The organism is Ruminococcus flavefaciens ND2009, from assembly GCF_000621785.1.
Classification (GTDB): Bacteria; Bacillota; Clostridia; order Oscillospirales; family Ruminococcaceae; genus Ruminococcus; species Ruminococcus flavefaciens_C.
This window is the reverse complement of record NZ_KK211348.1, coordinates 387,182-412,681: the sequence shown is the minus strand read 5'-3', so window position 1 is coordinate 412,681 and position 25,500 is coordinate 387,182. Positions and strand designations below refer to the sequence as shown.

General features: G+C 51.1%; 18 protein-coding genes, 1 tRNA gene and 1 riboswitch. Of the genes, 10 read left to right on the top strand and 9 right to left on the bottom strand.

Annotated elements, in window-relative coordinates; all coding sequences use genetic code 11:
• Nucleotides 1-46 precede the first annotated feature (46 nt).
• Nucleotides 47-607 carry a guanylate kinase gene (locus T488_RS0114690; protein ID WP_347496323.1) on the bottom strand — a complete coding sequence of 187 codons (561 nt, stop codon included), beginning with the start codon at nucleotides 605-607 and terminating at the stop codon, nucleotides 47-49.
• Nucleotides 608-927: 320 nt separating this feature from the next.
• Here T488_RS0114690 and T488_RS0114685 point away from each other — a divergent pair, with 320 nt between their 5' ends.
• Both T488_RS0114685 and T488_RS19720 read left to right on the top strand, forming a co-directional pair.
• Nucleotides 928-3,642, top strand: a complete 2,715-nt coding sequence (locus T488_RS0114685; RefSeq protein WP_028521449.1) for a glycoside hydrolase family 9 protein — start codon at nucleotides 928-930, stop codon at nucleotides 3,640-3,642.
• A 166-nt stretch (nucleotides 3,643-3,808) separates the two neighbouring features.
• Nucleotides 3,809-4,480: a hypothetical protein gene (locus T488_RS19720; protein WP_037298372.1), complete on the top strand. Its 672-nt coding sequence runs from the start codon at nucleotides 3,809-3,811 to the stop codon at nucleotides 4,478-4,480.
• A gap of 61 nt (nucleotides 4,481-4,541) precedes the next feature.
• Here T488_RS19720 and T488_RS0114675 read toward each other — a convergent pair whose 3' ends face one another.
• The 3 genes from T488_RS0114675 to T488_RS0114660 form a co-directional block, all read right to left on the bottom strand.
• Nucleotides 4,542-5,363, bottom strand: a complete 822-nt coding sequence (locus T488_RS0114675; RefSeq protein WP_082320553.1) for an NUDIX hydrolase — start codon at nucleotides 5,361-5,363, stop codon at nucleotides 4,542-4,544.
• A gap of 295 nt (nucleotides 5,364-5,658) precedes the next feature.
• Nucleotides 5,659-7,803: a BspA family leucine-rich repeat surface protein gene (locus tag T488_RS19030; RefSeq protein ID WP_051536504.1), complete on the bottom strand. Its 2,145-nt coding sequence runs from the start codon at nucleotides 7,801-7,803 to the stop codon at nucleotides 5,659-5,661.
• A 286-nt stretch (nucleotides 7,804-8,089) separates the two neighbouring features.
• Nucleotides 8,090-8,166 (bottom strand) — tRNA-Arg (locus T488_RS0114660).
• A gap of 181 nt (nucleotides 8,167-8,347) precedes the next feature.
• On the opposite strand from T488_RS0114660, the gene T488_RS0114655 reads away from it, so the two are divergent.
• From T488_RS0114655 to T488_RS0114620, 8 genes are all read left to right on the top strand, one after another.
• Nucleotides 8,348-8,713, top strand: coding sequence for a cupin domain-containing protein (locus tag T488_RS0114655; RefSeq protein ID WP_028521447.1), 366 nt, complete (start codon nucleotides 8,348-8,350; stop codon nucleotides 8,711-8,713).
• Nucleotides 8,714-8,810: 97 nt separating this feature from the next.
• Nucleotides 8,811-8,886: riboswitch (adenosylcobalamin-variant (AdoCbl-variant) riboswitch) on the top strand.
• A 146-nt stretch (nucleotides 8,887-9,032) separates the two neighbouring features.
• The gene (locus T488_RS0114650; RefSeq protein WP_028521446.1) at nucleotides 9,033-9,944 is read left to right on the top strand and encodes an NPXTG-anchored protein; all 912 of its coding nucleotides are present in this window, start codon (nucleotides 9,033-9,035) and stop codon (nucleotides 9,942-9,944) included.
• Nucleotides 9,934-11,784 (top strand): DUF4430 domain-containing protein, encoded by a 1,851-nt coding sequence (locus tag T488_RS18235; RefSeq protein WP_037298368.1) that lies wholly within the window; start codon nucleotides 9,934-9,936, stop codon nucleotides 11,782-11,784. Before T488_RS0114650 ends, T488_RS18235 begins: the two co-directional genes overlap by 11 nt.
• On the top strand, nucleotides 11,781-12,659 hold the full coding sequence (locus T488_RS0114640; protein WP_028521445.1) for an energy-coupling factor transporter transmembrane component T: 879 nt from the start codon (nucleotides 11,781-11,783) through the stop codon (nucleotides 12,657-12,659). The genes T488_RS18235 and T488_RS0114640 overlap by 4 nt, the downstream gene beginning before the upstream one ends.
• Nucleotides 12,632-14,263, top strand: a complete 1,632-nt coding sequence (locus T488_RS0114635) for an ABC transporter ATP-binding protein (protein WP_028521444.1) — start codon at nucleotides 12,632-12,634, stop codon at nucleotides 14,261-14,263. Before T488_RS0114640 ends, T488_RS0114635 begins: the two co-directional genes overlap by 28 nt.
• Before the next feature lies 1 nt (nucleotide 14,264).
• Nucleotides 14,265-14,951, top strand: a complete 687-nt coding sequence (locus T488_RS0114630) for an ECF transporter S component (protein ID WP_028521443.1) — start codon at nucleotides 14,265-14,267, stop codon at nucleotides 14,949-14,951.
• A 284-nt stretch (nucleotides 14,952-15,235) separates the two neighbouring features.
• On the top strand, nucleotides 15,236-15,814 hold the full coding sequence (locus T488_RS0114625) for an RNA polymerase sigma factor (RefSeq protein WP_028521442.1): 579 nt from the start codon (nucleotides 15,236-15,238) through the stop codon (nucleotides 15,812-15,814).
• Nucleotides 15,811-17,271, top strand: a complete 1,461-nt coding sequence (locus tag T488_RS0114620; RefSeq protein WP_028521441.1) for a hypothetical protein — start codon at nucleotides 15,811-15,813, stop codon at nucleotides 17,269-17,271. The genes T488_RS0114625 and T488_RS0114620 overlap by 4 nt, the downstream gene beginning before the upstream one ends.
• Before the next feature lie 120 nt (nucleotides 17,272-17,391).
• Here the strand turns inward: T488_RS0114620 and pta are convergent, their stop codons facing one another.
• The 5 genes from pta to T488_RS0114595 form a co-directional block, all read right to left on the bottom strand.
• Nucleotides 17,392-18,408: a phosphate acetyltransferase gene (gene pta / locus T488_RS0114615; protein ID WP_028521440.1), complete on the bottom strand. Its 1,017-nt coding sequence runs from the start codon at nucleotides 18,406-18,408 to the stop codon at nucleotides 17,392-17,394.
• 194 nt (nucleotides 18,409-18,602) lie between these two features.
• Nucleotides 18,603-19,058, bottom strand: a complete 456-nt coding sequence (locus T488_RS0114610; protein WP_028521439.1) for an AlbA family DNA-binding domain-containing protein — start codon at nucleotides 19,056-19,058, stop codon at nucleotides 18,603-18,605.
• A 37-nt stretch (nucleotides 19,059-19,095) separates the two neighbouring features.
• Entirely contained in the window at nucleotides 19,096-22,563 is a 3,468-nt protein-coding gene (locus T488_RS19025) for a DUF4132 domain-containing protein (RefSeq protein ID WP_051536503.1), read from the bottom strand.
• Between the two features lie 2 nt (nucleotides 22,564-22,565).
• Nucleotides 22,566-24,347, bottom strand: coding sequence for an SWIM zinc finger family protein (locus T488_RS0114600; RefSeq protein ID WP_155267234.1), 1,782 nt, complete (start codon nucleotides 24,345-24,347; stop codon nucleotides 22,566-22,568).
• 6 nt (nucleotides 24,348-24,353) lie between these two features.
• Nucleotides 24,354-25,499 carry a VWA domain-containing protein gene (locus tag T488_RS0114595; protein WP_028521437.1) on the bottom strand — a complete coding sequence of 382 codons (1,146 nt, stop codon included), beginning with the start codon at nucleotides 25,497-25,499 and terminating at the stop codon, nucleotides 24,354-24,356.
• Nucleotide 25,500 lies beyond the last annotated feature (1 nt).

Genomic DNA, 25,500 nt, shown 5'->3' with positions numbered 1-25,500 from the left:
AACCTCCCAACTCCGCTTCCATAGGCGGAAAAAATATAAATAAACCTTATTTGATCTCTGATATGTATCTCTTGATACGCTCCGTGCACTCCTCGGGAGCACCGTTGTTCGCGAATCTTACCGAAATGCCTGCCTCAGCCAGCTTTTCCTCAGAAAAATCGGCGCTGTCCGAAACAAAGCGCCTGCAAAGCTCAAGGTATTTCGGTTTTTTCTGGGACTTCTCACGCTCCACGGCGCGGAGGAACCTTATATCGTCATCGACCTCGATGTAGACGGGCACAACAACGTCCTCCCCGAAATAATCCCTCAGTTTCAGGTAGGATTCCAGGGTCCCGATGCCTATGCAGCTTCCCTTCCCGAGGGAGACGCTGTCGGCGGCGGTGAAGTATATCCAGTCACCGTATACGGTATCATAGACGCGGTATTCGATTATGCTGCCGCTGCCGAGCATTTCGCGGAAGCGGTCTTCATCGACGAAATGGTATTCTCTGCCGTCCTGCTCGCCCTCCCTGACAGGGCGCGTAGTATAGAGGATAACGGGGGTGAGCTCTGTCTCAGCCAGGATACGCCTGTAAATGGTGTCCTTTCCCGACGAGCTTTTTCCCATTAAGTAAAAGATATGGTCCATATCAAAGCTCCGCAGATAAAAATCTTTATTAAAGCAGATTACTCCACTTTAAGACCATTATAACACATCGAATCAAATAAATCAAGTGTAACAGACCAGATTTTACGCATTTCCGCCCATTTCGGGCACAAATAGTCCAAATCACCGAAATATCAGCCCGAATACCGACTTTTATGAACAAAATGCCGTTTTGTCGGCGTAATTTGTAAACTTTCTTTTGCTTCACTTTACATCTTTCAAAAAAAGTATTAAAGTAATATGGGGATAAAACAACATTTTACCAAACGGAGGTCCTTTTAATGAGAAGGAAAGACAAACTCATACGCAGGACGCTGTCGGCACTGGCAGCAGCCGCTGTGACTTTCGGAGCTCTCATACCCGCGGGAGCACAGCTTTCATCTATTACCGCATATGCCGGTCAGCAGCTGGGTCAGACCGATTTCGACGAGGGAGTGGGTCTCCCCTGGCACATCGTCGAATCCGACCCCGGAAAGATGGAATTCGACATCGACGACGGTGTTTACTCCATCAAGATAATCAACACAGGCGGCGCCTCTGAGGGCGGCGAGGACCGCTGGGACTGCCAGTTCCGCCACAGAGGACTGACAATAGTCTCGGGACACCAGTACAAGGTCTCCTACGAGATAACAGCTTCCGAAAGCGGTAAGTACTACACCAAGATAGGCAATCTTGATGGCAAGATAGAGGTGTGGCACAACAACATGGATGACAACGGCGCTAACCTTGACTCCACCTGGGAGCGTCTACAGATAAACAAGGGCGAGACCAAGAAGGAGGAGCACATCTTCACCGCCAATCAGACCGTAGAGGTGGCAGAATGGGCATTCCACCTGGGCGGCGACGGAGAGTTCACACCCGACAAGTGCTTCCCCGAGGGAACAGTCATCACCTTTGACAATATGTCCCTCATCGACCTTACCAGCGACGAAAACGACTACCCCGAGGTCGAGCCTTACCAGCGCGCGGATATACTCACCAATCAGGTGGGCTACTTCACAGACAGAGCAAAGAGAGCTACCCTCCTCTCCGACTCAAAGAAGGCTGTGGACTTCTCACTGAAGGACGAGGACGGCAAGGTGGTATACGAGGGCGAGAGCATTCCCTTCGGCGAGGACAAGGACTCGGGCGACAATGTCCATATCCTTGACTTCAGCAGCTTCACCGAGGCAGGCACCTACTATCTTGAGGATGAGGACGGCAACGTGAGCCGCGAATTCGATATTGACGGCTCTGAGAAATACTCCTCCCTGCTCTATGACTCACTGAACTACTTCTACCAGAACCGCAGCGGTATCGAGATCGAGGAGGACTTCATCTCCTCGGGCGACGCAAAATCACTTGCCCGTGCGGCAGGTCACACCAAGGACTCCGCAGAGATAGAGCAGACCTGGGGCTACAGCGGCAGCAGCGGCACCATAGATGTCACAGGCGGCTGGTATGACGCAGGTGACCACGGAAAATACGTTGTAAACGGCGGACTCTCCCTCTGGCTCATGCAGAACCAGTATGAGACTGCCCTGAAATACGGCTTTGAGGACGCCTATGCCGACGGCACCATGCTCCTTCCCGAAAACGTCAACGACGCTCCCGACCTCCTGGACGAGGCTCGCTGGGAGATGGAGTGGATGCTGAAAATGATGGTGGACAGCGGCAAGTACGAGGGCATGGTCTACCACAAGGCACATGACGAGAAATGGACGGCTCTGGGTATAGCTCCTGCGGACGATGATATGAAGCGTATCGTAAAGCCGCCCACAACAGCTGCTACCCTTAACCTTGCAGCCTGCGGCGCTCAGGCAGCCCGTCTCTGGAAGGACTATGACAGCGATTTCGCCGATGAGTGTCTTGAAGCTGCCGAGAAGGCGTTTGCAGCCGCAAAGGAGCACCCCGATATGTTCGCTCCCCTTGACGAGTCCATAGGCGGCGGAGCCTACGGCGATACCGATGTTGAGGACGAATTCTGCTGGGCAGCCCTTGAGCTGTTCATCACCACAGGCAACGAGGACTACTACGACGAAGCCACTGAAAACAAGTTCTTCCTTGACGTACCAAAGAGCCTTAGCGGCGGCGAGAGCGTTGACACCGTGGGAAGCTTCGACTGGGGCAACACGGGAGCTCTCGGAACTCTCAGTGCAGCCCTCAATCCCGATAAGTTCGACAAGGGCGATGTTGAGATAATCAACGAGGCGATAGTCTCCGCCTCCGACAGCTATATCTCCCTTGAGGAAAATCAGGGCTACGGACTCCCCTACGGTCCCAGCACCCTCAGCTACAATGACGATGACGAGGGCTATCTCTGGGGCTCAAACTCCTTTGTAACAGACAACTCCATCATCATGGCTTACGCATATCTCCTCACCGAGGACGAACAGTACCTTGACGGTGCTATCGGCGGTATGGACTACATACTGGGCAGGAACCCCATGGACTACTCCTACGTTACAGGCTACGGCACTCACGCTATCGAGTACCCCCACCACCGCTTCTGGGCATACCAGATAGACGAGACCTTCCCCAAGGCTCCCAGCGGAGTAATGTCAGGCGGACCCAATTCGGGTATGCAGGACCCCTGGGTAAGAGGCTCGGGCTGGAAGAAGGGCGAGATAGCTCCCCAGAAGTGCTACCTTGACAATATCGAGGCATGGTCGGTAAACGAGTGTACCATCAACTGGAATGGCTCGCTGGCATGGCTCACAGGCTTCATCGCACAGGAGGCAAGTGACGAGGGAATAATCGTAACTCCTCACACCAACGGAAAGAAGTCCGACGAAGAGGAGGACGAGGAGAAGCCCGCCACCACGAAGTCAAAGAAGGACAAAACGGAAAAAACTACCACTAAGGAAGAAAAGTCCGACAAGGACACAGACACCAAGGAGAAGGACAACAGCGGACTGTGGAAGATAGGTCTCATATCAGGCGCCGCAGTCATCGGTCTTATCTCTCTTGAGCTTTTCATCTACAAAATGGCAAAGCTGAAAAAGGGCAATAAATAAACAAAAGCAGGATACCCTCCCATTTCGGAGCGGTATCCTGTTCTTTTTTGTACTAAATGTAATTTTCATTCTTCTATCACAGAGAAATACTGTCTTTTGACTTGACTTTTTGAACAGATAGTAGTATAATATCTTATATCTATTCTTATAGGAGTGTGTTTTTTTAATGAGTAAAGGAAACGGCTTTTTCAGCAACCTGAAAAGATCCACAAAGATAACCCTCGTCTCGTGCGGCTGTTTCATTGCACTTACGGCTTTAATACTTCTCTTCTTTGTAATGTTCCCCATCACCCCCTCTGAAAAGGTGATCTCCAGCTTCGGACGCGAGAGCATCTACAAGCAGGACACTACCGGTATGGCTGTAACAACAGCTGTCACCACCACTATGAACGATGACATCGTTGTTGCTAAGGGAACAAAGACCACTACTGCATCAAGAACAACAGCAAAGAAATATACCACCCACAAGCTCACATCGGGCTCGGGCTTCTATATGGATCAGCGTATCCCCACAGGTGTTTATCCCAACGAGTACTACGTCCCCACCACCACTACAGCAGCCGAGGGCGGCTACGCAGGTGAAGGCGGCTTCCAGGGCGAAGGCGGTCAGGGCGGTCTCCAGGGCGGCACAGGTACAGAGATACCCGGCGGCGGCACAGGTACGGAGATACCCGGCGGCGGTACGGGCTCCGAGATACCCGGCGGCGGTACAGGTACAGAAAATCCCGGCGGCGGCACAGGTGAAGAACCTGCCGGCGGCGGCACACCCGCTCCCGTAGAGGGCGGCGGAACACCTGCTCCCGCAGACGGCGGCGCAGCAGCTCCTCAGGCGGACTGAGCGCTGCGGACTGAACGGAATAAAATAAAGGCTTCCGAAATTATCGGAAGCCCTTTTTTTATCAGAATACCGCTTTCTTTATCATGTCAAGCTCCTCAAGGGAGATGCAGTTCGGTATATCCTCGTATTTCATTATGGAGAGAAGCTCGTCTATCTCCGCCCAGCAGACCTCTGATACCTCGGAGGACTGTAGAGTGAGATCCTCGATGTTAATCTTCTCGCGGCAGATATAAACAGCTGCCAGCTCGTTGTCCTTTATATCGCCCTTGGAGTAGCAGGCTCTCCTGAGACCGATGAATTCAAGCTGACTGCGGTCGATATTCAGTCCCAGCTCCTCGCGTACCTCCTTGAGGGCGGTGTGGCGGAACTCCTCGCCCTGAGTAACGTGACCTGCTGCGGAAACGTCATAGCAGTCGGGGTTGATGTCCTTCTCATGGGCGCGCTTCTGGAGAAGCACGAAAACACCCATATCCCTCCGCTTTATCATCCATATATGGACAGTGGGATGAAGGTCGCCGTCCCTGTGAACAGCGGTCCTGGGCTTGCTCTCGGCAGTTATCCTTGCATTGTCGTCGATGAGGTTGAGGAACTCGTCAGATATGAACTCCACCTTGATATCGGGCTCCTCCTCAGCAGCCTCGGTAAAGACCGCCTTTATCTCGTCGATGGTGCTGTTTTCAATGTCCTCGTCGGAAACATACAGCTTATATGAAGCAGGTGCGCCGATCTCGGCAACAGCTCCTGCCAGTGTGAACCTGTCGGTTATTTCTGATTTTCCAAGCTTTTTCGCAGCCTCGGCATAGAGCTTATCCTCTGCCGAAAGTCTGCTAAGATAGATCTCAACGTCTTCCATAATACACTCCATAACTCTCATTTTACCCATAAAAATGCTGTAATTTTCACATCACAGCGCTATACATTATATACCCACAGCGCGAAAAAGTCAAGTACTTTTTATGTACAGGGCAATATTTGGGAAGGAATGAGAATTTATTGAATAATAACGATATAAAAGTATACAGACGAAAACAAGCCCCGGGGATAACCGCGGGGCTTTGTCTGTTTATTCGGTTTACTGGGGCTCAAGCTCGGGGTCGCTGGTAGTGATAACGTCCTCGTTCTCAAACTCGATAAGCTCCATTTCGGGAGCGGTGTACTTTTCCATTTTCATTTACCTCCTAATTAAAGTATATCACGTAATTTCGGGCATTCCTTGCATATAAATATAATGCCTTTACCACGACTGAGAGAGTGTGTGGAGCATCTTCCCTGTCAAGGACCCTGTATACGTAATTCATCGGGTTTACCGTGAACTTAGTGCCGTCTGCAACTACAGTATAATTATCCATAAGCTTATGTGCGGGAATATTCTTTATTTCGTAATATCTGCCGTACTGGCTTGTCTTTGCAGTCGCCCTGACGCCGTTTATGGTAACGTTCTTCTTGTCCGTGTACAGTCTCATAGAGGTCTCTGAGCCAAGCACCAGTGAAATAGAGATGTCAGTGCCGAATGTGGGCTTGAAATTTGCAACGGTCTCCTTCTTCACAATCTCGCCCAATCTCTCATCATTTGTGGTGCCAAGGAAGTGGTTTTCGGCAACACTGCCATAACGCTCAAGAGCATACAACACGTCACCAACCCCGTTCGGGTTGACAAATCCGTGTTTATGGGAATTCAAAATGTAACTCCTTATGGAGAAGCTTGCCGTTGAATAAGAGAAAGGTGTGTTATTGCTTTTGAAGACTATGAGCTGCTTACCGTCCTTGTCGTAGAAGCTCAGGTCGAACATATCGCCTAAATGTAAAGCATTCACGGGACAGCCGAACTTATATGTGCCGTCTTCAAGCTTGTAGGGAGCAAGGTCATCTATGACGATCTCGCCCATGGGACCGCTGAAAACAGCCTTTACAGCAGCGCTTCCAACTGTAACGTAGAAGTTCATGCCGATGCTGCCGTCAAGGTAGACACTTACGCCGTTGACAGTGCAGGAATAGGGAGCAAGGTCGTCACACCCCGTGAACATATCATCGAAGTTTTTAAGGCTGTCGAAAGAGTTCTTGGTCAGATCAATGTATTTCAGGTGTGTACAGCCGTTAAACATATTTGTAGCATCTGTTATAGCCGATGTATCGAAGTTGCCTATGTCAAGATATTTAAGATTTGCGCAGCCGTTAAACATATCTGAAGCATTTGCTATATTTGATTTACCGAAACTGCTTATGTCAAGTTCTTCAAGACTTGTACAGCCGTTAAACGCACCTTCAACACTATTCATTTTTGAATTATCAAAGCTGCTGAGGTCAAGCTTTTTAAGCTTTGAACAGCCTGAAAACGTATAATAAAGATTGTACGAATTTGAGGTATCAAAGCTGCTCAGGTCGATACTTTCAAGATTTGAACAGTTAAGGAACATTTTGCCAAAAGAACCAATGTGTGATGTATCAAAACTTGAAAGGTCAAGAGATCTGAGAGAGCTGCAATTACTGAACATTTCTTCAACGTCCGTTAAACTTTTAGTATCCCAGCCTGATAAGTTAATATCAGTCAGCGCACTGCAGCCTTCAAACATAAACCTGGTTCTTGTTACCTTAGAAGGATCAAAGCCGGACAGATCGAGAGTTTTAAGCAATGAACATCCTTGGAACATCCAGGAGAAGTCTGTTGCAGATGATGTATCCAGCTGACTGAGATCAATATTCTCAAAAGCCCTGCAGTGGTAGAACATCTCCCTGAAAGAAGTTACATTAGAGGTATCAAAGCCTGTAAAATTAATATTTTTAAGTGATATACAGGATGCGAACATTCCGCCGCAGTCTTCGACAGACGATGTTTTGATCTTACTGAGATCAACAGTCTTAAGAGAATTGCAGGCGTAGAACATACTGCTAACACTTTTGAGCTCGGGATTGGTGAACTCACAGAGCTTTACCTCTTTCAATTTAAAACAGAGCGAAAACATCTGTGAGGCATCTTTTACTCTGGAACCGTCCACATTTGAAAGGTCTATCGTCTCAACTTCTTTAAAGCCTGAGAACAGAGCATTTGCATTTTCCCGCATTACAGCGCCTTTCTCTGCAACGATGGTCTTTACGCCGCCTCCGCTATAATAGTACTTATTATAGTACTGGACAATGCTGCTGCGGTCAAATTCCCCCCTGAGGGTCAGTACATGAGTTGTCTCGTCATAGGTGATAGTGTCATTTTCGGCGGCAGAAGCCACAGCAGGCTTGAAGAGCCCCGGCACTCCCGGCACGGAAACTGCTCCTCCCATAATAAAAAGCGAAAGCAGCGCTGCCCCTATTTTTTTGCGAGTAAAATTCATAAAAGCCCCTCCTTTTTAACGCGTATCAGAAGAGTACATCTCCCCTTAAAGATATTATACCAATATAATACAGCAATGTCAAGCCAAAGATTGCTATTTTACGGGCTTTCAGCCTTTCGTCACCGCAATAAACAGGCACAAAAAAATGCCGCCTCACATCATGTGAAGCGTCAGCCTTCGGGGTTCCCCTGTATGTGTATATTTTTCATATCGGATAGACTTCATGTGCATAAAAAAATCGCGCTCCACAAGAAGTGAAACGCGATACTGCGCGCCCGATCGGCGCTGGCGTCCCAAAGAGGAGTCGAACCTCCGGCCTACTGCTTAGGAGGCAGTCGCTCTATCCTACTGAGCTATTGGGACACATTACAAGTTATATTTTACCACATATTTCTCCCCATTGCAAGCCCTGAGATATAATTTTATCATTTTACATAATGCCTGAGAGGTTCTCAACAGCCTTTTATGGGACATTTTACGTCTTGAAACCCTCCCCTTTCTACGATATAATTGTATTATTATATTAAAGACAGGAGGATATTATATGGAATTCATAAGCGCTCACGAAATAAAGGAGCTCTCAAACCCGGGAGTTGTCTCCCGTCAGCTTCTCAATCCCGAGAACTCCGCCAGCACAAGAGTGACCATCACAGAGGTCCATCTTGAGGTGGGAGTAAGCCAGCCCAGGCATACCCATGAGGCTTCCGAGCAAATATGGTACGCCACCAAAGGCAGCGGCACTCTCCTTCTTGCGGACGATAAAACTAAGCCCTTCAGGGCAGGCGATGTGGTGCGTTTTGCGGACAGGGACGTCCACGGACTCCTCAATGACGGCGATGAGGAATTCATCTATGTCTCCGTGACAGCTCCTCCCATAAACTTCGGCTACGCTTACGAGAAGAAATCATAAGCACAGAGGGCGGTGATTCCGCCCTTTTTCATGCGCTGTAACCCTTTTTTAACTTGACAGCGTATATACGCTGTGATATAATGAACCTGTAATATGGAGTCTGAAACTGAGGGAAGCACGGTGAAAGTCCGTCGCAGCAGTCACTGCCGTACAGTCGGATCGCTCGTCAGGCTCAGAGCAGGTAATAAACGTTTTCGGGCAAGGGAGAACGTATGCCAAAAACTTCGCAGTTGCCCTGCGGAGCTGTTTTGCTGCGCTTTTCTGCACCGCGGAAAGGCTTTTTTTGTTGCCTGTAAGTAAATTTTAAGGAGTAGGTATTATGAAAAAATCATTCGCTATGGCAGCAGCTCTGGTAATGTCATTCTCAGCTGCTGCAATGAACGCCTCAGCAGAGGGTGAGACCAAGGTCTATGTCACTATCTCTGACAGCAACAGTGCACTGGTACTGACACAGGAGCCCGTAAATGTTACCGATATTGACGGTGACGGCAAGCTCACTGTCAACGATGCTCTCTACATCGCTCATGAGGACAATTACGAAGGCGGCGCAGCAGCAGGCTACAAGACTTCTGTGGGACAGTACGGTCTGGGTCTTGACGTACTCTGGGGCAAAGAAAATCAGCAGTCATTCGGCTACTACGTAAACACAAAGATGGCTAATGGTCTTACCGACGAGGTCAAGGACGGCGACTACATTGACGCTCTCACCTTCCCCGACCCTTCCGACCTTGACTATCACTACAGCTGGTTCGACGCAAGAGAGGGCGAGGGTGAAGCCGACAAGGAAGTTACTCTCCAGCTCAAGGCTCTCTCCTTCGACGCTTCATGGGCTCCCGTTGAGAACCCCGTAGAGGGCGCAAAGATAACTATCAACGGCAATGAGACAGACTTCGTTACCGATGCAGAGGGCAAGGTCACAGTAAAGTTCACAGAGGCAGGCAAGAATGTTGTCAGCGCTAAGGGCGGCAACTTCAAGATAGCTCCTCCCTCATACATCATGACTGTAAACGGCGAGGCTGCCGAGACTACAACCACAACTACAACCACGACCACTACTTCCACAACAACAACAACAACTACTACCGCAAAGACCACAAAGGCTCCCGTAACTACTACAAAGTCAAAGAGCAACTCTCCCAAGACAGGAGACTCCGGCGCAGCTATGGCTGTAGTCGCACTGGGCGCAGCAGCTGCCGCAGCATTTACTCTCAGACGCAGAAATGAAAAGTAAGATACTCACGGCTTGCCTGAGTACCGCACTGATATTTGCAGTATTGCCGACTGTTGTTCCCATACAGTCGGCATACTGTGAGCATACCGTCGGTGAGGTCGATGACCTTATCGGCGGTATCGTTGATTATAAGCTTAATCAGACGGGCTCGGGAAGCGTTGAAGACTGGCTCTCGGGGGATATTGCCGCAGGTGCGGGCACCTCCACGGACTGGTATGCACTCACCCTCAGTCAGAGCGGCTACAGCGACCTCTCCGCATACAGGAGCTCCCTTGAGAGCTATCTCAGCAGCAACAGTGTCTCCTCTGCCACATCACGGGAAAAATACGCACTGGGGCTCTGCGCCTCTGGAAGCACAAGCAGCTACATCACCGACACCCTTGAAAGCTCCATAGGCAGGCAGGGCATTATGAGCTGGATCTACGGGCTCCATATCCTCAATAACGGCTACACCTGCCCCTCCTACACGGCTGAGTCCGTGGCGGACTATATCCTGTCACTGCAGCTTGATGACGGGGGCTGGGCACTGTGGGGAGACTACGGCGACATTGACGTTACCGCCATGACCCTTCAGGCTCTTGCTCCTCAGTATGACAGCAACGGTGCTGTATCAGAGGCGGTGTACAGGGCTGTGGACTTCCTATCGGAGCGTCAGAAGGAGGACGGCGGCTATGAGAGCTTCGGCAATCCCAATGCGGAGAGCACGGCGCAGGTGCTTACAGCGGTATCGGCACTGGGGATAGACTGCCGCTACGATGAGCGCTTCATCAAGGAGGGCAACGACCTTATCGACGGCATAGCCCAGTACCGCCTGCCCGACGGAAGCTTCTGCCACACTAAAGACGGAGGCTTCAACGAGACCGCCACGGTGCAGGCATATTACTCCTTTGTGGCGTTCAGGCGCATGACCGAGGGGAAGTCTCCCCTGCTCATTCTGGACAATAAGCAGACGGCTCAGCCCTCACAGGGGGGCAGTAATGAGGGCAGCGGCAGTAAGGTCGGCTCTCAGGAGGGCGGTACCTCAGTTAATGAGGAGGTAAGCGCAGGCACAACGGCTCCCACAACTGGAAAAAGCTCCACAACCGCAAATGCAGGCAAGTCCACGGAGACTACCACAACGGGCACAGGGACTACCACTGCAAAGCAGACTGCAACGGTGATTTCCGTAACATCGGGGGCTCCACAGACAGAGACTGCCGTAACAGCAGCACAGGAGCTTACCGAGAAGCAGTCACGGAGAAGCTACAAGCCCTTCGCCATACTCATTGTACTGGCAGCGGCTGCGGTCATCGCCCTTATCATCTTCATCATGGGCAAGCGCAGCTACAAAAACTTCATCTTCCTGGGAGCAGCGGCAGCTGCGGCGATAGCGGTCATTCTCCTGACGGACATTCGCTCACCCGAGGAGTATTACAGCGGCGAGAAGAAGGAGAAGGACAATGTCATCGGCTCTGTCACCATGGAGATACGCTGCGACACTATCGCAGGCAGGTCCGACTCGGAGCATATCCCTGCGGACGGCGTGATACTGGCACCCACAGCCTTCGGCATCGAGAGCGGCGACACGGTCTTCGACATACTCACCGAGGCTGCACAGACCTACGGCATACAGGTGGAGAACAAGGGCAGCGCAGGCAGCTCCCACGGCATGGTCTACATCTCGGGCATAAACTACATCTACGAATTCGATTTCGGCGACCTTTCGGGCTGGGTCTATCATGTCAACGGCATCACTCCCTCGCGTAACTGCGGAGAGTATGTCCTCAGCGACGGAGACCGCATAGAATGGCTCTACACCTGCGAGGTGGGGCACGACCTTAACGAGGTATACGAGGAATGAGAAGCTTTTCCGAATACAATCCCATAGCAGTGGCGGTGTGGTTTTTCAGCGTCACGGGGGTGGCAATGTTTTGCAGTTACCCTGCACTCATGGTAATATCACTGGCGGGAGGAGTGCTGTTCTTCCTAAAGCGCAACGGCTTCACCCACAGGAAAACTCACCTGTTTTTCTGGCTGCTTTTCGCAGTCCTGGCACTGGCAAATCCCCTTGTCTCACACAACGGCAAGACGGTGCTCTTTGTCATGAACCACAATCCCGTAACTCTGGAAGCGGCGCTGTACGGCGTAAATTCAGCAGTTATGATAATCGGCGTCCTGTACTGGTTCCGCTCCTTCACACAGATAATGACCTCGGAGAAGCTCCTCTACATCACGGGAGCTCTCTCCCCCAAGCTGTCACTGGTGCTGTCCATGGCACTGAGATTCGTCCCCCTTTTCAGCAGGCAGTCCGCAAAGATAAGCGCTGCACAGACCGCCATGGGACTATACAAAGAGGACAATATCGTGGACGACATAAGGGGGAAGTCCCGTATCTTCTCCATCATGGTTACATGGGCGCTGGAGAACGGCATTATCACCGCTGACAGCATGGAGGCAAGGGGCTTCGGCACAGGCAGACGTACTCAGCTGCGGCGCTTCGGCTTCCGTCGGGGAGATATTCTCCTGCTGGCGGCGTCACTGGCTCTTCTTGGGGTGACAGCTGCCGCCATCGGTACGGGAGCCCTCAGCTTTGAGTTCTATCCGTCAATGGAGATGAAAGAGCTCACATTCCTCGGTATTTCGGGGATAATTTCCTACGCAGCACTGGTCATGCTGCCCATATTCATAGAAACGGAGGCGGAACTGAGATGGAAATACTTGCGGTCAGGGATATGACCTTCACTTACCCCAATTGTAAAAAGCCTGCCATTGAGAATATCTCCCTCACCCTTGAACGTGGGGAGCTGGCTGTGCTCTGCGGGGCTACGGGAAGCGGCAAGTCCACTCTCCTGCGTATGCTGAAACGGGAGCTGTCTCCCATGGGACAGGTCTCGGGCAGCGTCATTTTCTGCGGAAAGGCTCTCGGGGAGCTGTCCGACAGGGAGTCCGCCTCGGAGATAGGTTTCGTCATGCAGAAGCCCGAACAGCAGATAGTCACCGACAAGGTCTGGCACGAGCTTGCCTTCGGACTGGAAAATCTGGGTACTCCCCCTGCTCATATATCACGGAGGATAGCGGAAATGGCAAGCTATTTCGGTATCGGGGACTGGTTCGGCAGGGACACTGCGGAGCTTTCGGGCGGTCAGAAGCAGCTCCTAAACCTGGCTTCCGTTCTTGTCATGCAGCCCAAGCTCCTCATTCTGGACGAGCCCACGGCTCAGCTTGACCCCATTGCTGCCTCGGATTTCATTGCAACTCTGCGGCGTATCGCCAACGATTTCTCCATAACCATTCTCATGGCGGAGCACCGTCTGGAGGAGGTAGTCCCCCTGTGCGACAGGCTCCTTGTAATGGACGGAGGCAAGCTCATCGGTGAGGGCTCTCCCTCGGAGGTACTGGCAGGGCTGGGTGACAGGAAGGACATAATGTGCGGTATGCCTGCGGCATCTAAGCTTTTCGCGGCTCTGGGAGAACAGGGCAAGGCTCCCCTTACGGTCCGTGAGGGCAGGAACTTCATAGAGTCCACCTACGGCAACTCCGTAAGAGCCCTTGAAAGCGAAACAGCTCCTCACGATGGAGAAGCTGCGCTGGAATATGAGGGAGTCTGCTTCCGCTACGAGAAAAACGGTGCGGACGTTCTGGACAGTCTCAGTCTCAGGGTGAACACGGGAGAGCTTTTCTGTATCCTCGGGGGCAACGGCTCGGGCAAGACCACGGCTCTCTCGGCAGCGGCAGGACTGCTGAAGCCCTACAGCGGCAAAATACGGGTTTTCGGCAAAAAGCTCAAAGACTACAAGAACCGCTCACTGTACCGTGAGTGCCTTGCAATGCTGCCCCAGGACGTTCAGACCGTATTTCTCAGGAACACCGTCAGGGAGGAGCTGGAGGAGTGCAGTGCGGAGCTGAAAGAGCTTCCCTACGACCTCTCTCCCCTGCTGGAGCAGCACCCCTATGACCTGTCGGGAGGTCAGCAGCAGCTTGTCGCCCTTGCAAAGGTACTGGCTGCACACCCACGTCTCCTGCTGCTGGACGAGCCCACAAAGGGACTTGACGCGGCGGCTAAGGAGAGCTTCATAGAGCTGCTGAAAAGGCTCAAAGCCGACGGTCTCACCGTTGTCACCGTCACCCACGATGTGGAGTTCGCAGCCCTATGCGCCGACAGGTGCGCTATGTTCTTCGGAGGAAAGATAGTCTCGGAGGGAGCTCCCCGTGAGTTCTTCTCGGAAAACAGCTTCTACACCACCGCAGTCAGCCGCATGACAAGGGGCTATTTCGACGGAGCCGTCACCCTTTCCGACGCCGCAGAGCTTTGCCGCTTAAACGGCAGGAAGGAGAGCTGATATGCTGCTGATAAAAAGCAAAAGGCTCCGCGACACTATCCGCGTGGTGGTGCCATTCATAGCGGTCCCCCTCATTACAGTTCTGGGAGCCCTCGCCTTCGACGAGAAAAAGCACATAATCATCGCCCTTGCAGTTGCTGTGTCGGCACTGCTGGTCTTTGCGGCAGGCTTCGAGAAAAAGTCCACCGGAACGCGCCGCATGGTCATTGCAGCCGTTATGACAGCCCTGTGCTTCGCGGGAAGGTTCATACCCATACTCAAGCCCGTTGCAGCCCTCACCATAATCACTGCCCTCTATCTGGGCGGAGAAGCAGGCTTTCTGGTGGGAGCCATGTCTGCTCTGCTGTCCAATTTTTACTTCGGACAGGGTCCCTGGACAGCCTTTCAGATGCTTGCCTGGGGACTCATCGGACTCTTTGCGGGCATACTCTCGGATAAGCTGCTGAAAAGCCGTGTCCTGCTCCTCATTTACGGAGCCGCAACGGGCATCGCCTACTCATTCATCATGGACGTCTGGACGGTACTCTGGTACAACCGCGGCTTTGACATAAAGCTCTATCTGGCAGCACTTGTGTCCGCTGTGCCCTATACGGTCAGCTATGCGGTGTCAAACGTTCTGTTCCTGTATCTCCTTGCTAAACCCTTCGGCGAGAAGCTCTCCCGTATCAAGACCAAGTACGGGGTGTGAGTACAAGTGTCGGCAAGCCTTTCGGGTAAGGACGGGCTGATCCGACGGTTGCATACTTTGATCCATCGCCGAAGGTGATACTGTTGAGTTGTTAGTGGTTAGTGCTTAGTGCTTAGTTATGTGGGCGGCGACATAATCCGTTCCGTCACCAAAGGCGTCCCTGCAAGGCTGACGGCCCGGAACTATGCACTAAGCACTAATCACTATGCACTTAAAAGAAACCTGTCAGAAATTCTCATGGCAAGGCGAGTGTAATATATGAATGCATTCAAAGGAGTGAAACGATGACAGACAAAGAGCTGAGCCGCATGATGGAGCAGTCAGCCGAGGAAGGCAGACGGGCTCTGTTCGATGAATACTGCGGCTACGTCTATGCTATCTGCGCCAACAAGCTTAAAGGCTGCGGAAGTCCCGAGGACACGGACGAGTGTCTCAGCGATACATTTGCGGCGGTATTCCGCTATCTCGAAAGCCACAAAGCTGCCGACGGAGACCTGAAAGGCTTGATAGGCACCATTGCAAAGCGTACTGCGGTAAGCTATTTCAGGCGGCTTTCTGCAAAAAAGGATACTACCGTATCTATGGAGTCGGAGACCCTGGGCGAGCTTTCTTCCGACATCAGAGTCGATGAGTCCGCGGAGCTCTCGGCTCTGCGCGAGACAGTTCTTGACTGCATAAAAAGCCTTGGGGAGCCCGATTCTTCCATCATCGTTTACTTCTATTACTACGGACTGAAAACCAAACAGATAGCCGCTCTTGTGAGACTGAGCGACATTGCTGTGCAGAAAAGGCTCAGCAGGTCAAGGAAAAAGCTCAGGGAACTTCTCAGCGCGGCAGGTATCACAGAGGAGGGATCACAATGAGAACAGACGATGTATTCAATGACATCGACAGCAAAACAGCAGACAGACTCGCAAAAGAGTATCCCGTCCTCAGAGACGAGCAGAAAGAGAGGCTGTACGCCATGAGTAAAAGAAAGTTTGATATAAAAATAGACAACAGCAGTATTGACGTATCGGGAGTTGAGAAATACCGCAGACCAAAGTGGTATAAGGGCGTAAGTGTTGCAGCAGCGGCTTTGCTCCTTGTGGCAGGCATAGGCGGCAGTATGTACTATATCAGCCGTAACGGTAAGGCTCCCGCAGCTGAGGTGGAGGAGAGCATTTCAGAGACCACCGAGGTCACAACAGAAGCCCTTACAGAGGAGCAGACCGAAGCAGAAATCGACGCAGACGCAATTGCAAAGGGACTCATTGACGATTACAGAGAGTTTATGTGCGTCCTTTATGGAGGAGACCTTGAAGTTGACAAGTCTGATATTATCACAAGGGCAATAACAATTCCCGACAACGACGTTACCTTTGACAGAGAGTTCTATCGCGTTACCGACACGAGATTTCCCACATGGGCAGATATAGAAAAGCGCTGTTATGAGATACTCGATACCGAGCTTGCACATAGAATACTCGAAATTAGTACCGAGAATACAGAAGATATTATGGGCAATCCGTTTTTCTGTGTCACAGAGGACGGATACTACGTCGAAACAGGTCTGCATGATAATGGCATAGACCCGTTATCGACCAGCGAATATGACATGAATGTCCATACCGATGACAGCGGCAATATAATCGCAACAATTGCAGAGACAGAGCTCCGCGAAGTCCATGATTATCCAATCCCCGAGACCACATTCACTATCGTGGAAACTCCAAACGGCTGGCGCATAAGCGATGTTACGGAAAAGCCCCTTGATGAAGAAAACGACAACAGCACCGACGCAGACGCTATAGCCAAGGAGCTTACAGGAGCATACAGAGATTTTTCGAATGACCTTCATGGAGGAAATCTTGAAGTAGACAAGAATAATGTCGTTACAAAAACTATAATATCATCCGACGGTGTTGAACATCAGAGAGAGTTCTACCTTGTCACAGACCTGAGGTATCCCACATGGGCGGATATAGAAAAGAGATGCTTTGAGATATTCGATGAGAAGTTCGGAAAGGTAGTGCTTGACAACTGTATGTGCGATAAAGAAGATGACATTAACTACGATACATTTATGTATACTACAGATAACGGATATTATATCGAAAAATCTGTTCATGATGATAGCATGGGACCCCATGATTGGGACGAGGACATTGTTAATGCCGAGACGGACGAGAATGGTAATATTATTACAGTTCTCCATAGATCAGGCTTTGATGGTGCTGGATATAAATATACCGTTGAGACAGTCTTTACTATTACAAATACAGAGAATGGCTGGCGCATAAGCGATGTCACGGAAAAGCCTGTCGAAGAAAATGAATAAAAACAAAACGGGACTGCAAAAAACGCAGTCCCTGTTTTTGTATCATTAAGATTTAGTTTACACAGTTATCTGGCTTCGACAATAATTCCGAATTCCGAATTAAGCAATGCAAAGCATTGCTTAAGCCATGCCAGCTGTGATGATAGCCATCTTGTAAACTTCGTCAGCGTTGCAGCCTCTTGAAAGGTCGTTGATAGGAGCGTTAAGGCCCTGGAGAATAGGACCGTAAGCCTCGTAGCCGCCAAGTCTCTGAGCTATCTTGTAGCCGATGTTTCCAGCCTCGATGAGGGGGAAGATGAATGTGTTAGCCTGTCCTGCAACCTTTGAGTCGGGGCACTTTGTCTTTGCAACTTCTGCTGAAACAGCAGCGTCGAACTGGAACTCACCGTCGATTACAAGGTTGGGGTCGATGTTTCTTGCCTCGATAACAGCGTCGTGGCTGAGCTGAACTGTGCCGCCCTTGCCCGAGCCGTATGTAGAGAAGCTGAGAACAGCTACCTTAGGATCAATGCCGAAGAAATCAGCTGTCTTTGCAGTTTCAACAGCGACCTCTGCAAGCTTTCTTGCGCCTGAGAGAACAACATTGCCCTCCTTGTCAACTGTATCCTCATAGCTGAGGTTGATAGCGCAGTCGCCCATAGCTATCTTCTCTTCCTTGCCGTCCTTCTCTCTGAAGAGAATGAATGAGGAGCTTACCAGATTTGAGCCCTTCTTGGTCTTGATTATCTGGAGAGCAGGTCTTACTGTATCGGCTGTTGAGTATGTAGCACCGCCGAGGAGAGCGTCTGCCTTGCCTGCCTTTACGAGCATAGTTCCGAAGTAGTTGGACTTAGCCAGAGCAGCACGGCACTCTTCCTCAGTCATCTTGCCCTTTCTGAGCTCTACCATCTGAGCAACGAGAGCGTCCATCTCGGGATATGTAGCAGGGTCAAGGATCTCTGCGCTGTCGATATTGAAGCCGCCGTTCTTAGCAGCAGCCTTAACCTCGTCAACGTTGCCGCAGAGGATAACGCCCATAAGGTCTTCCTTGATAAGTCTGTCAGCAGCGGAGAGGATACGGGGATCGCTTCCCTCGGTGAAGACGATGGTTTTCTTGCTGGATTTAAGGTTTGTAATAAGCTTGTCAAACATTCCCATTTTGAGATACCTCCATTGGATTTAAATTTTACCTTACTATTATATCACAGTCCCGCCTTAAAGTCAATCTCTTTAGTGATTAGTTAATAGTGCTTAGTGCATAGTTCCGAGCCGTTAGCTTGTAGGGACGTCCTCTTGTTGAGCCGCCTTCGGCAATGGAGCGAAGAAATGCTGCCGCTCCCATAACTAAACACCTAATCTTTCATCTCTCTGAGCATGGCAGCGACCTCCTCCACGCTGCAACGGTAATCGCCGTCGCCGCTGCGCCTGTAGGTGCCTGTATAGAGGCTCCCGCCGATGTAGACGGGCTCCTCGCCTCTGGCAATTCTTGGTACGTTTATTACGATGATGTGCTTGCCCTCAGTCTCAACTATCCTGACGTCCTTTTCCGTGAGGATATTCCTGCTGACCCGCTTTTTGTCACGGATAATGTCCCAGAAGTCGCTGATGAGCCACTGAGGGTCGGGCAGGTCAACGGGGTGCAGGGACTTGTCGGGGTACTCCTCCACCCCCAGAAGTATGATACCGCCCAGGGTATTTGCAAAGGCTGAATAGGTCTCCCACAGGCTCACGGGAAGTCCCCCTGTAGCCTTTTTTGCCTCTATGCGGTTGTTTTCCTTGTATTTCTCAATGTTGTCAATATCTATCATATGCCCCTCCATTCGCTGTACAGATGTTCTGTCAGTCTCAGTTCTCCTCTTTACTGCCCAATGCGGAAGTGAGCTGGAGCATTATCTCGCTGAAATAACGCTGCGGCACTTCACTGCACTTTACGAATTCCGTATCCTCTTTGTCCCAGTAATTCGGAGCCTTCCCCGCCCTGAAGAATACTATATCCTCCGCAGTGACCGACTCATCCTCCATGTCATAGGCAGCAATGGACATTCCCGAATGTATCAGCATGGTACCATAGCCCTTCACCAGCGCACTGCCGTCGGGGGCAACGCTTCGGCTTGAAACGTCCTCGCGGATAAAATAGTAGAAGAATCCTGCGTCCTCAGCCTGCCCCTTGTACCAGCCGAGCCTTGTCATCTTGCCTGTCAGCGAAAGGCAGCCTGCTTCCTTCCCCTTGAAACGGGTGAGACGCCTTGTTTCCAGCTCTGAGGGTTCGGGACGGAATACAGTGCGTGAGAGCTGCGGGAAGGGCTGAACTATCTCATAGTCGCTGAGCTGTTCTGTCCACTGAGCCCTGAGCTCATCCGAAAGCTCTATAGGGTGAACAAGACCTATCACCACGTTCTCCGGAAGCTCAAATTCGTCGCCGTCAGAGGTAGTAAAGCTGCCGTCGTCCATATAGCGGAATGTGGTGATGAGCTTTCCGTCCTCGTAAATTCCCCAGATAAGGTCAATGGCAAAGCAGTGCATTATGGCATTCTTTACAAAGAGAGCTCTCCATCCCTCGGTGCTCCATTTTCTGTCACACATAAGCACGTATTCAAGGCGCTGTTTCTGTAAAGTCACAGCGGACTTCATCACCTTCTTCATCTCCTTGAACTGCTCATATGCGGCATTTGCCTTTTCGGCATCATCAGATGCTCCGGGCTTGGGCATGGACTTCAGCAGCTTGTCTCCGCAGAATATCTCCAGCTCAAGTGAGGGGCGGATATATACGCTGAACTGTCTCTTGCCGTAATCAAATACACGGCAGAGCTTCTCATCAAAGCCAAGGTCGGGAACTATCCTGTCCGCCAGTTCCTCGGCAGTTATACCGAGACCGTCCGCGGCGGCTGCCATAGCGTTGACCGCAGCGTTGCGCACCGACTTGCCCTTGAACTTGCGCGCCATATTGTCAACGGTCATAAGCGCCTCGCTGCTGCCGTTCATTGCCAGAGCCATTACAGCATCGCCTGCAATTGATGTACGCATACCAATCATGGTATTGCTGTTCTGCTGATATAGAGCCATGGCTTTCTGCATATATACGGAATAATTGCCCCATTCATTGATATGGACAACAAGCTCACGGCACATAGGGCTTCCGCCGTGGACCGCACTGAAATACAGCACCCATTTTGTCTTTGCCTCAGCGCCCTTTTCGTACCAGCGGGCAAAGACCTCCTGTGCAAATGCTTCCAGCTCCTTACTGTCAAGCTCCTCTGCCAGCCTGCAGGCAAGACTGCTTCTTCCAAGCTTCTCCATGCTTGCATAACACAGCATCATGACCTTGAGATAGTCCTCATCGGCAATGGTACCGTCGGTCCTGTGAACAGGCTCAAAGGGCTTGCTGTACAGCCACGCCACTTTTGAAGCTCCGCGCATGAGCTTCTTGATCATTTCATCGTCACTTATCTGCACAGACGCAGTTATTTTTTCCGAGCCAATAAGTGCAGCGATACGTATTTTCAGCTTGTCATTCTTTTCGCTTTCAAATGCCTTTTGAAGTTCATCGGAAAATCCGTCAGTCCCCCAGGCTTCCAGCACAGTGACAGCAATGTCACGCTTAGCCAGCTTCTTTGCAGCAAGGAGGGTCCTGACCTCATCAGCAAGCTCCTTATGAGCCTTGAAAACGTTTATCACCTCGGTGCGTACAGCCTTGCTTCCGTCATCGGCAAGGGCTGCAAGATTTTTTCTGAATTTTACGGGGTCACTGCCGATGGCTCTTGTATAAATTATCCTGCCTCTCACGCCCATATCCTTAGGCTCACAGCCGCCGAGGAGGTCACTGAACTGCTCTGCGGCTTTTGCAGCAGCATTTGTGTAGGCTTCCACCGTTGTGCCGTATTCTCCCTCAGCCAGGTCGCCCATGCACGATATAGCGTCAGTAAGGGGCGCACCTGCATCCAGCATATACTGCATGGACTCCTTTTCACGTACAATATCCTCATTGAATGGCTTGTAGCCTGTATTGTCTTCAACGTTCATATGGCTGCAATAGCTGTCGTCGCTTGCTGTCATGACGATGGTAAAAATACGCCTGAAAAAGTCATCTGCGCCGAAAACGCCGTAATAATCGAATTTCCTGCCGCCGTCCGAGAGATTGTTCAGCTTCTTGTATCCGCTGAATATCCTTTTTATATCATCGTAGCTGCCCTTGCCTTTAAGATAGTTCCTTATTAGCGCGGGATCATCGCGGCTGTATGCTTCCAGAACTCTTTCGGCGCGGCGCTGTACTCTGCGTTTCAGATCGTATTCCTTCGGGTCAAATCCCGGATCCTTCTCGGTGAGCACGTCCTGCAAAATGACCGCAACTTTAAGATCCTTCTCGGAATCAAGCACCGTACGGACCTTTTTCGGGTCGAATTCCGCCATCTTTCCAAGGCGCTCCTTCAGGTTTGTGAAGTGTCCCGAAGCGATATAGCGTATATAATCCTCATTTATGATCTCGGGCATACTCTCAATTACCCGTGACACCCTCCTGTGGGAACGGATAAAATCCCCTTCAAGCTTTGCAGCTTCCACCAGGTTATTTACAGCCATGACTTTAAAGATCTGCTTTGCTTTTTCGGAAAAGGGAGCAGCCTCTGCCATTGCTACGGTAAGGAAATTGTACTGATGAGCGTTTACCTTGCCGGCACTGTCATATACTTCTATCAGCGTATCAACAGCCTTTTTTACGATGGGATCGTCTGCGGCGTCCCTGTCCTTTTCGGGAAGGGGTGAATTGTTAAGGGCGAATACGGCGAGCTCGGCTTTTGCAAAATGATCCTGACCGCTGCCGTATTTGTCAAGCATACCGATAGCCTTCATGCAAAGAGCGGGATCGTTTGTTTCCAGGTACATGGGTCTGCATATTATCTCATGGTGAAAGTATGCACGGAGGGCAAGCTCTATAGCCTCGGCTTCATCTCCGAAACGGCGCCTGAGAGCCTTTGTGCGGGTCTTCTCATTGTTATGCTTTGAGCCGTAGTACTGCCCCTGAAAAATGAACGATGCTCCGCTCATGTGCGATGCCGTAAAAATAAAGCTGACATATCTCAGGAATGCTTCTTCATTTTTGGCAAAGACCTTTTCGTTCATACGCTCAAGTATCCGCTGATGTTCCCAGCTGACCACATTTTTTGCCCTGATGGGCTGTATCCCGTCAAGCAGCGTTTCATCGGCAGTCTCACCGCTCATATAGCGTATTCCGATGTCTATGGTGTTTTCACTGAATCCTGTGCTTTTCAGCACCTCAGCAAGTTTTGCAAATTCCTGATCTTTTTCTCCGTAAAGCATACTTATTCTCCTTTATATAGTTTACTCAGTGCAGAAACGCTTCCTGTCCGTTCTTCTGCGGCAATGATATACCTGTTGAGCTTTATCATGCAGTCAAGCACCCTGCGTGAACCGTCCGTTACCGAATGGCGGCAGCTTTCGGCAGCCTCTGCCGTTTCCTCTGTAAGTCCCGCAAGTCCATGCATACCCATATTTCTGCTTTCTGCAATGAGCTGTCCCCAGTCATGCTCCGACTGCAAGCCTGTCAGGACTATCCTTTCAAGCATATCACCAACAGCGGCGATATGTCTGCCTGTCTCCGCGGCAAAGCTTCCCTCCTCCGCAAGCTTCAGGGCTTTGTCCGCTAAGCTGAATGTGTGCAGCTCCGCGGGCTTGATGAAGTCATATATCTCTATGGGGAAGAACCGCAGCTCCCCCTCCTCGATATATGCAGTCACCAGCAGAGTATAGATCTTTTCCGAAGGTTCCGACATCCTTCTGCATATGCGCTCAAGCTGTCCTATAAATTCTTTTGACTCACTGCGGTACTTCACAATACAGTCGGCAGTACAGCCGCAGTGATCCTCAAATGTAATGACAAGCTGCTGATCGTTCCTGTCAAAGCCATACCGAACCATACGCTTCGGATAAATGAAAAACAGCCTGTCCGTTTCCCTTCGGGAAGAACTCTCCGCAAGGCTCAGGGCTATCTCACGGAAATCAGTCACCATGAGGCTGTGTATCAGTGAGCAGTCAAGGACAGCAGGAACGGAAGCCGCAACGACCGTATCCTTTGAAGCAGACAGTCTGCCCTCACACACCTTAGCTCCCACCAGAGTGAGGCGGCGCTTCATCACGGAGCGGAGGGGTGTCTCCATACCCCAGGGACAAGCTGCCGTATGACGTTTTTTCAGAGTTTCATAGAACACAGGACGTATATCGGAAAACGTCAGAAAACGGTATTCATGCTCCGTATCGCAGTTGACAAAATAGAATATCTCGCCTGTATATTCGCCGCCCGAAACAGTTCTCTGTCCGACGGGAAGGAGCTCCAGATCTCCCTTTATATCCGTATACACACTGCGGAAGCTGCCCAGATCATCGGGAGATATTTCATCATTCAGTAAATGCTCAAGGTGCTCCGCAGTCTCCAGAAGGCGGCGGGTAAACGCCCTGCTGTCAAACGACGCTCTTCTTGCGGCGCAGTCAGCTATACGTCCGCCGAGCCCACGCATCAGCCGTTCACATTCCGCCATTTTAGCTCCATGGCAGCGTACCGCAGCAAGTTCAAAGTCCTCGGCGGCAGTCTCGGGGATACGGACAAGTCCATGGGTGAGAACACCACCCAGAAGTCCCATGCACATCTCCGCACAGCTGCGTACCGCTTTCAGCCCGCCTTCACTGAGAGTATCATCGCTGTCTTCGGCGGCAGGCTTTATCTCCGCAGCCTCAGCCGCTTCCGCGTTCTCTTCCTCCTCACAGGGAGCATCTTCCTCAGCCTCCTGCGGCTGCTCGGGAAGCTGTTTTTTCAGCAGAAGGATCGCTGTGATGATATGGCGGCAGACAGTGCGTGAAGGGCAGGTGCAGCTGCTCTCTCCCAAAGGCAGGGTTATGACACATTTTTCTCCGCCCACCGATACTTCCGCAGCAGCTCCTGAGTACGTTATGTCCCCTTCTGCACCTTCGGCATCCTTGACAGCACGTTTATATATGCCCTTGTTTGCAATGGCAGTAAGGCTTTCCTCGTCCGCTTTACGGATAGCGGCGGCAAGCTGATCGTTCACGATACCCTTTGCTCCTTTCACTCAAGATCATGCAAACAGACTGCCTATGTACTCTCCCAGCCTGTCGGGGGTCAGTGCCCCCACAAATGCGCCCATATCGGCAAGTTTCTGACCCAGATCCCTATCAAACACAGGCTCAGCCTCCTCGTCAAGAGCGGTGAGGAAGCTCAGCTTAGCGCTGCTGCCGATAATGCTCCGTGCAGTATTGAGCAGACGGCTCCTGCTGCCGCCCTCAAAGAGGTCGGTGACACATATCACACAGGTCTCATGGGGAGCAGTTATAAGTGTCTCGCAGTAGCCGAGGGCTTTTCCTATGTCAGTTCCTCCGCCGAGCTGAATGCTCATTATCACCTGTGCAGGGTCCTCTGCCTCAGAAGAAAGATCCACCACATTGGTATCAAAAATCACGAGCCTGACGTCTGCAAAGCTCATTCCTGCCATTATCTGCGCCATAACAGCGGAGTAAATCACCGAGCCCAGCATTGAACCGCTCTCGTCAACAGCGATGATAACGGTTTTCTTGTTGTACTTCTTGATCCTGCTGCCGAAATAGACCTCCTGAAGGACAAGCTGTTCACGGTCGGTGTCATAATTTTTCAGGTTGCGCCTGATAGTTTTCTTCATGTCTATGTTTCTGTATGAACGGACAGGACTTCGCTGTGAACGGTCAAGCCTGCCTGTTATTCCTCTGCGTGTGGTGTTTTCCAGCTTCTCCCGCAGCTCGTCTGCTACCTGTCTGGCGATGCGCTTTGCCGTTTCAAGGACCTCACCGTGCATAAGATGCTTCAGCTGGATAACGGTTTTCAGCAGCTGCATATCGGGCTTCATGCTATCAAGTATCTTCTTGTCTGTCAGCAATTCGGTCATGCCGAATTCCTCAAGTGCATGGCGCTGCATGACCTCCGCAGCAGACTTAGGGAAAAGCTGCCGCACACGGGTTATCCACTTTGCAGCTGTGAGCCGCGAATCCTCTGCCCCACCCTGTCTGCACTCATCACGGCGGACATCGTCTCCCTGTGCATTGCCGTAAAGGTAGTCAAGAAGCTGTTCCATATCCATGAACCTTCCGACCTCATCTGAGCTCCCGACAAAGTCAAGGCTTCTTTCAGAGCCGCTTCCGAGCACGAGCCTCCAGCGGTTTACAGCCAGTATGTTATCGTATTTTCCGCTCATT

What these genes read in the sequence shown, in the direction of transcription:
- pta (WP_028521440.1), bottom strand. Translation starts at nt 18,408, where the DNA reads ATGGGAATGTTTGACAAGCTTATTACAAACCTTAAATCCAGCAAGAAA.
- T488_RS0114650 (WP_028521446.1), top strand. Translation starts at nt 9,033, where the DNA reads ATGAAAAAATCATTCGCTATGGCAGCAGCTCTGGTAATGTCATTCTCA.
- T488_RS0114595 (WP_028521437.1), bottom strand. Translation starts at nt 25,499, where the DNA reads ATGAGCGGAAAATACGATAACATACTGGCTGTAAACCGCTGGAGGCTC.
- T488_RS0114625 (WP_028521442.1), top strand. Translation starts at nt 15,236, where the DNA reads ATGACAGACAAAGAGCTGAGCCGCATGATGGAGCAGTCAGCCGAGGAA.
- T488_RS19025 (WP_051536503.1), bottom strand. Translation starts at nt 22,563, where the DNA reads ATGCTTTACGGAGAAAAAGATCAGGAATTTGCAAAACTTGCTGAGGTG.
- T488_RS0114610 (WP_028521439.1), bottom strand. Translation starts at nt 19,058, where the DNA reads ATGATAGATATTGACAACATTGAGAAATACAAGGAAAACAACCGCATA.
- T488_RS0114640 (WP_028521445.1), top strand. Translation starts at nt 11,781, where the DNA reads ATGAGAAGCTTTTCCGAATACAATCCCATAGCAGTGGCGGTGTGGTTT.
- T488_RS0114635 (WP_028521444.1), top strand. Translation starts at nt 12,632, where the DNA reads ATGGAAATACTTGCGGTCAGGGATATGACCTTCACTTACCCCAATTGT.
- T488_RS0114620 (WP_028521441.1), top strand. Translation starts at nt 15,811, where the DNA reads ATGAGAACAGACGATGTATTCAATGACATCGACAGCAAAACAGCAGAC.
- T488_RS19720 (WP_037298372.1), top strand. Translation starts at nt 3,809, where the DNA reads ATGAGTAAAGGAAACGGCTTTTTCAGCAACCTGAAAAGATCCACAAAG.
- T488_RS0114690 (WP_347496323.1), bottom strand. Translation starts at nt 607, where the DNA reads ATGGGAAAAAGCTCGTCGGGAAAGGACACCATTTACAGGCGTATCCTG.
- T488_RS0114685 (WP_028521449.1), top strand. Translation starts at nt 928, where the DNA reads ATGAGAAGGAAAGACAAACTCATACGCAGGACGCTGTCGGCACTGGCA.
- T488_RS18235 (WP_037298368.1), top strand. Translation starts at nt 9,934, where the DNA reads ATGAAAAGTAAGATACTCACGGCTTGCCTGAGTACCGCACTGATATTT.
- T488_RS0114675 (WP_082320553.1), bottom strand. Translation starts at nt 5,363, where the DNA reads ATGGGTAAAATGAGAGTTATGGAGTGTATTATGGAAGACGTTGAGATC.
- T488_RS19030 (WP_051536504.1), bottom strand. Translation starts at nt 7,803, where the DNA reads ATGAATTTTACTCGCAAAAAAATAGGGGCAGCGCTGCTTTCGCTTTTT.
- T488_RS0114630 (WP_028521443.1), top strand. Translation starts at nt 14,265, where the DNA reads ATGCTGCTGATAAAAAGCAAAAGGCTCCGCGACACTATCCGCGTGGTG.
- T488_RS0114655 (WP_028521447.1), top strand. Translation starts at nt 8,348, where the DNA reads ATGGAATTCATAAGCGCTCACGAAATAAAGGAGCTCTCAAACCCGGGA.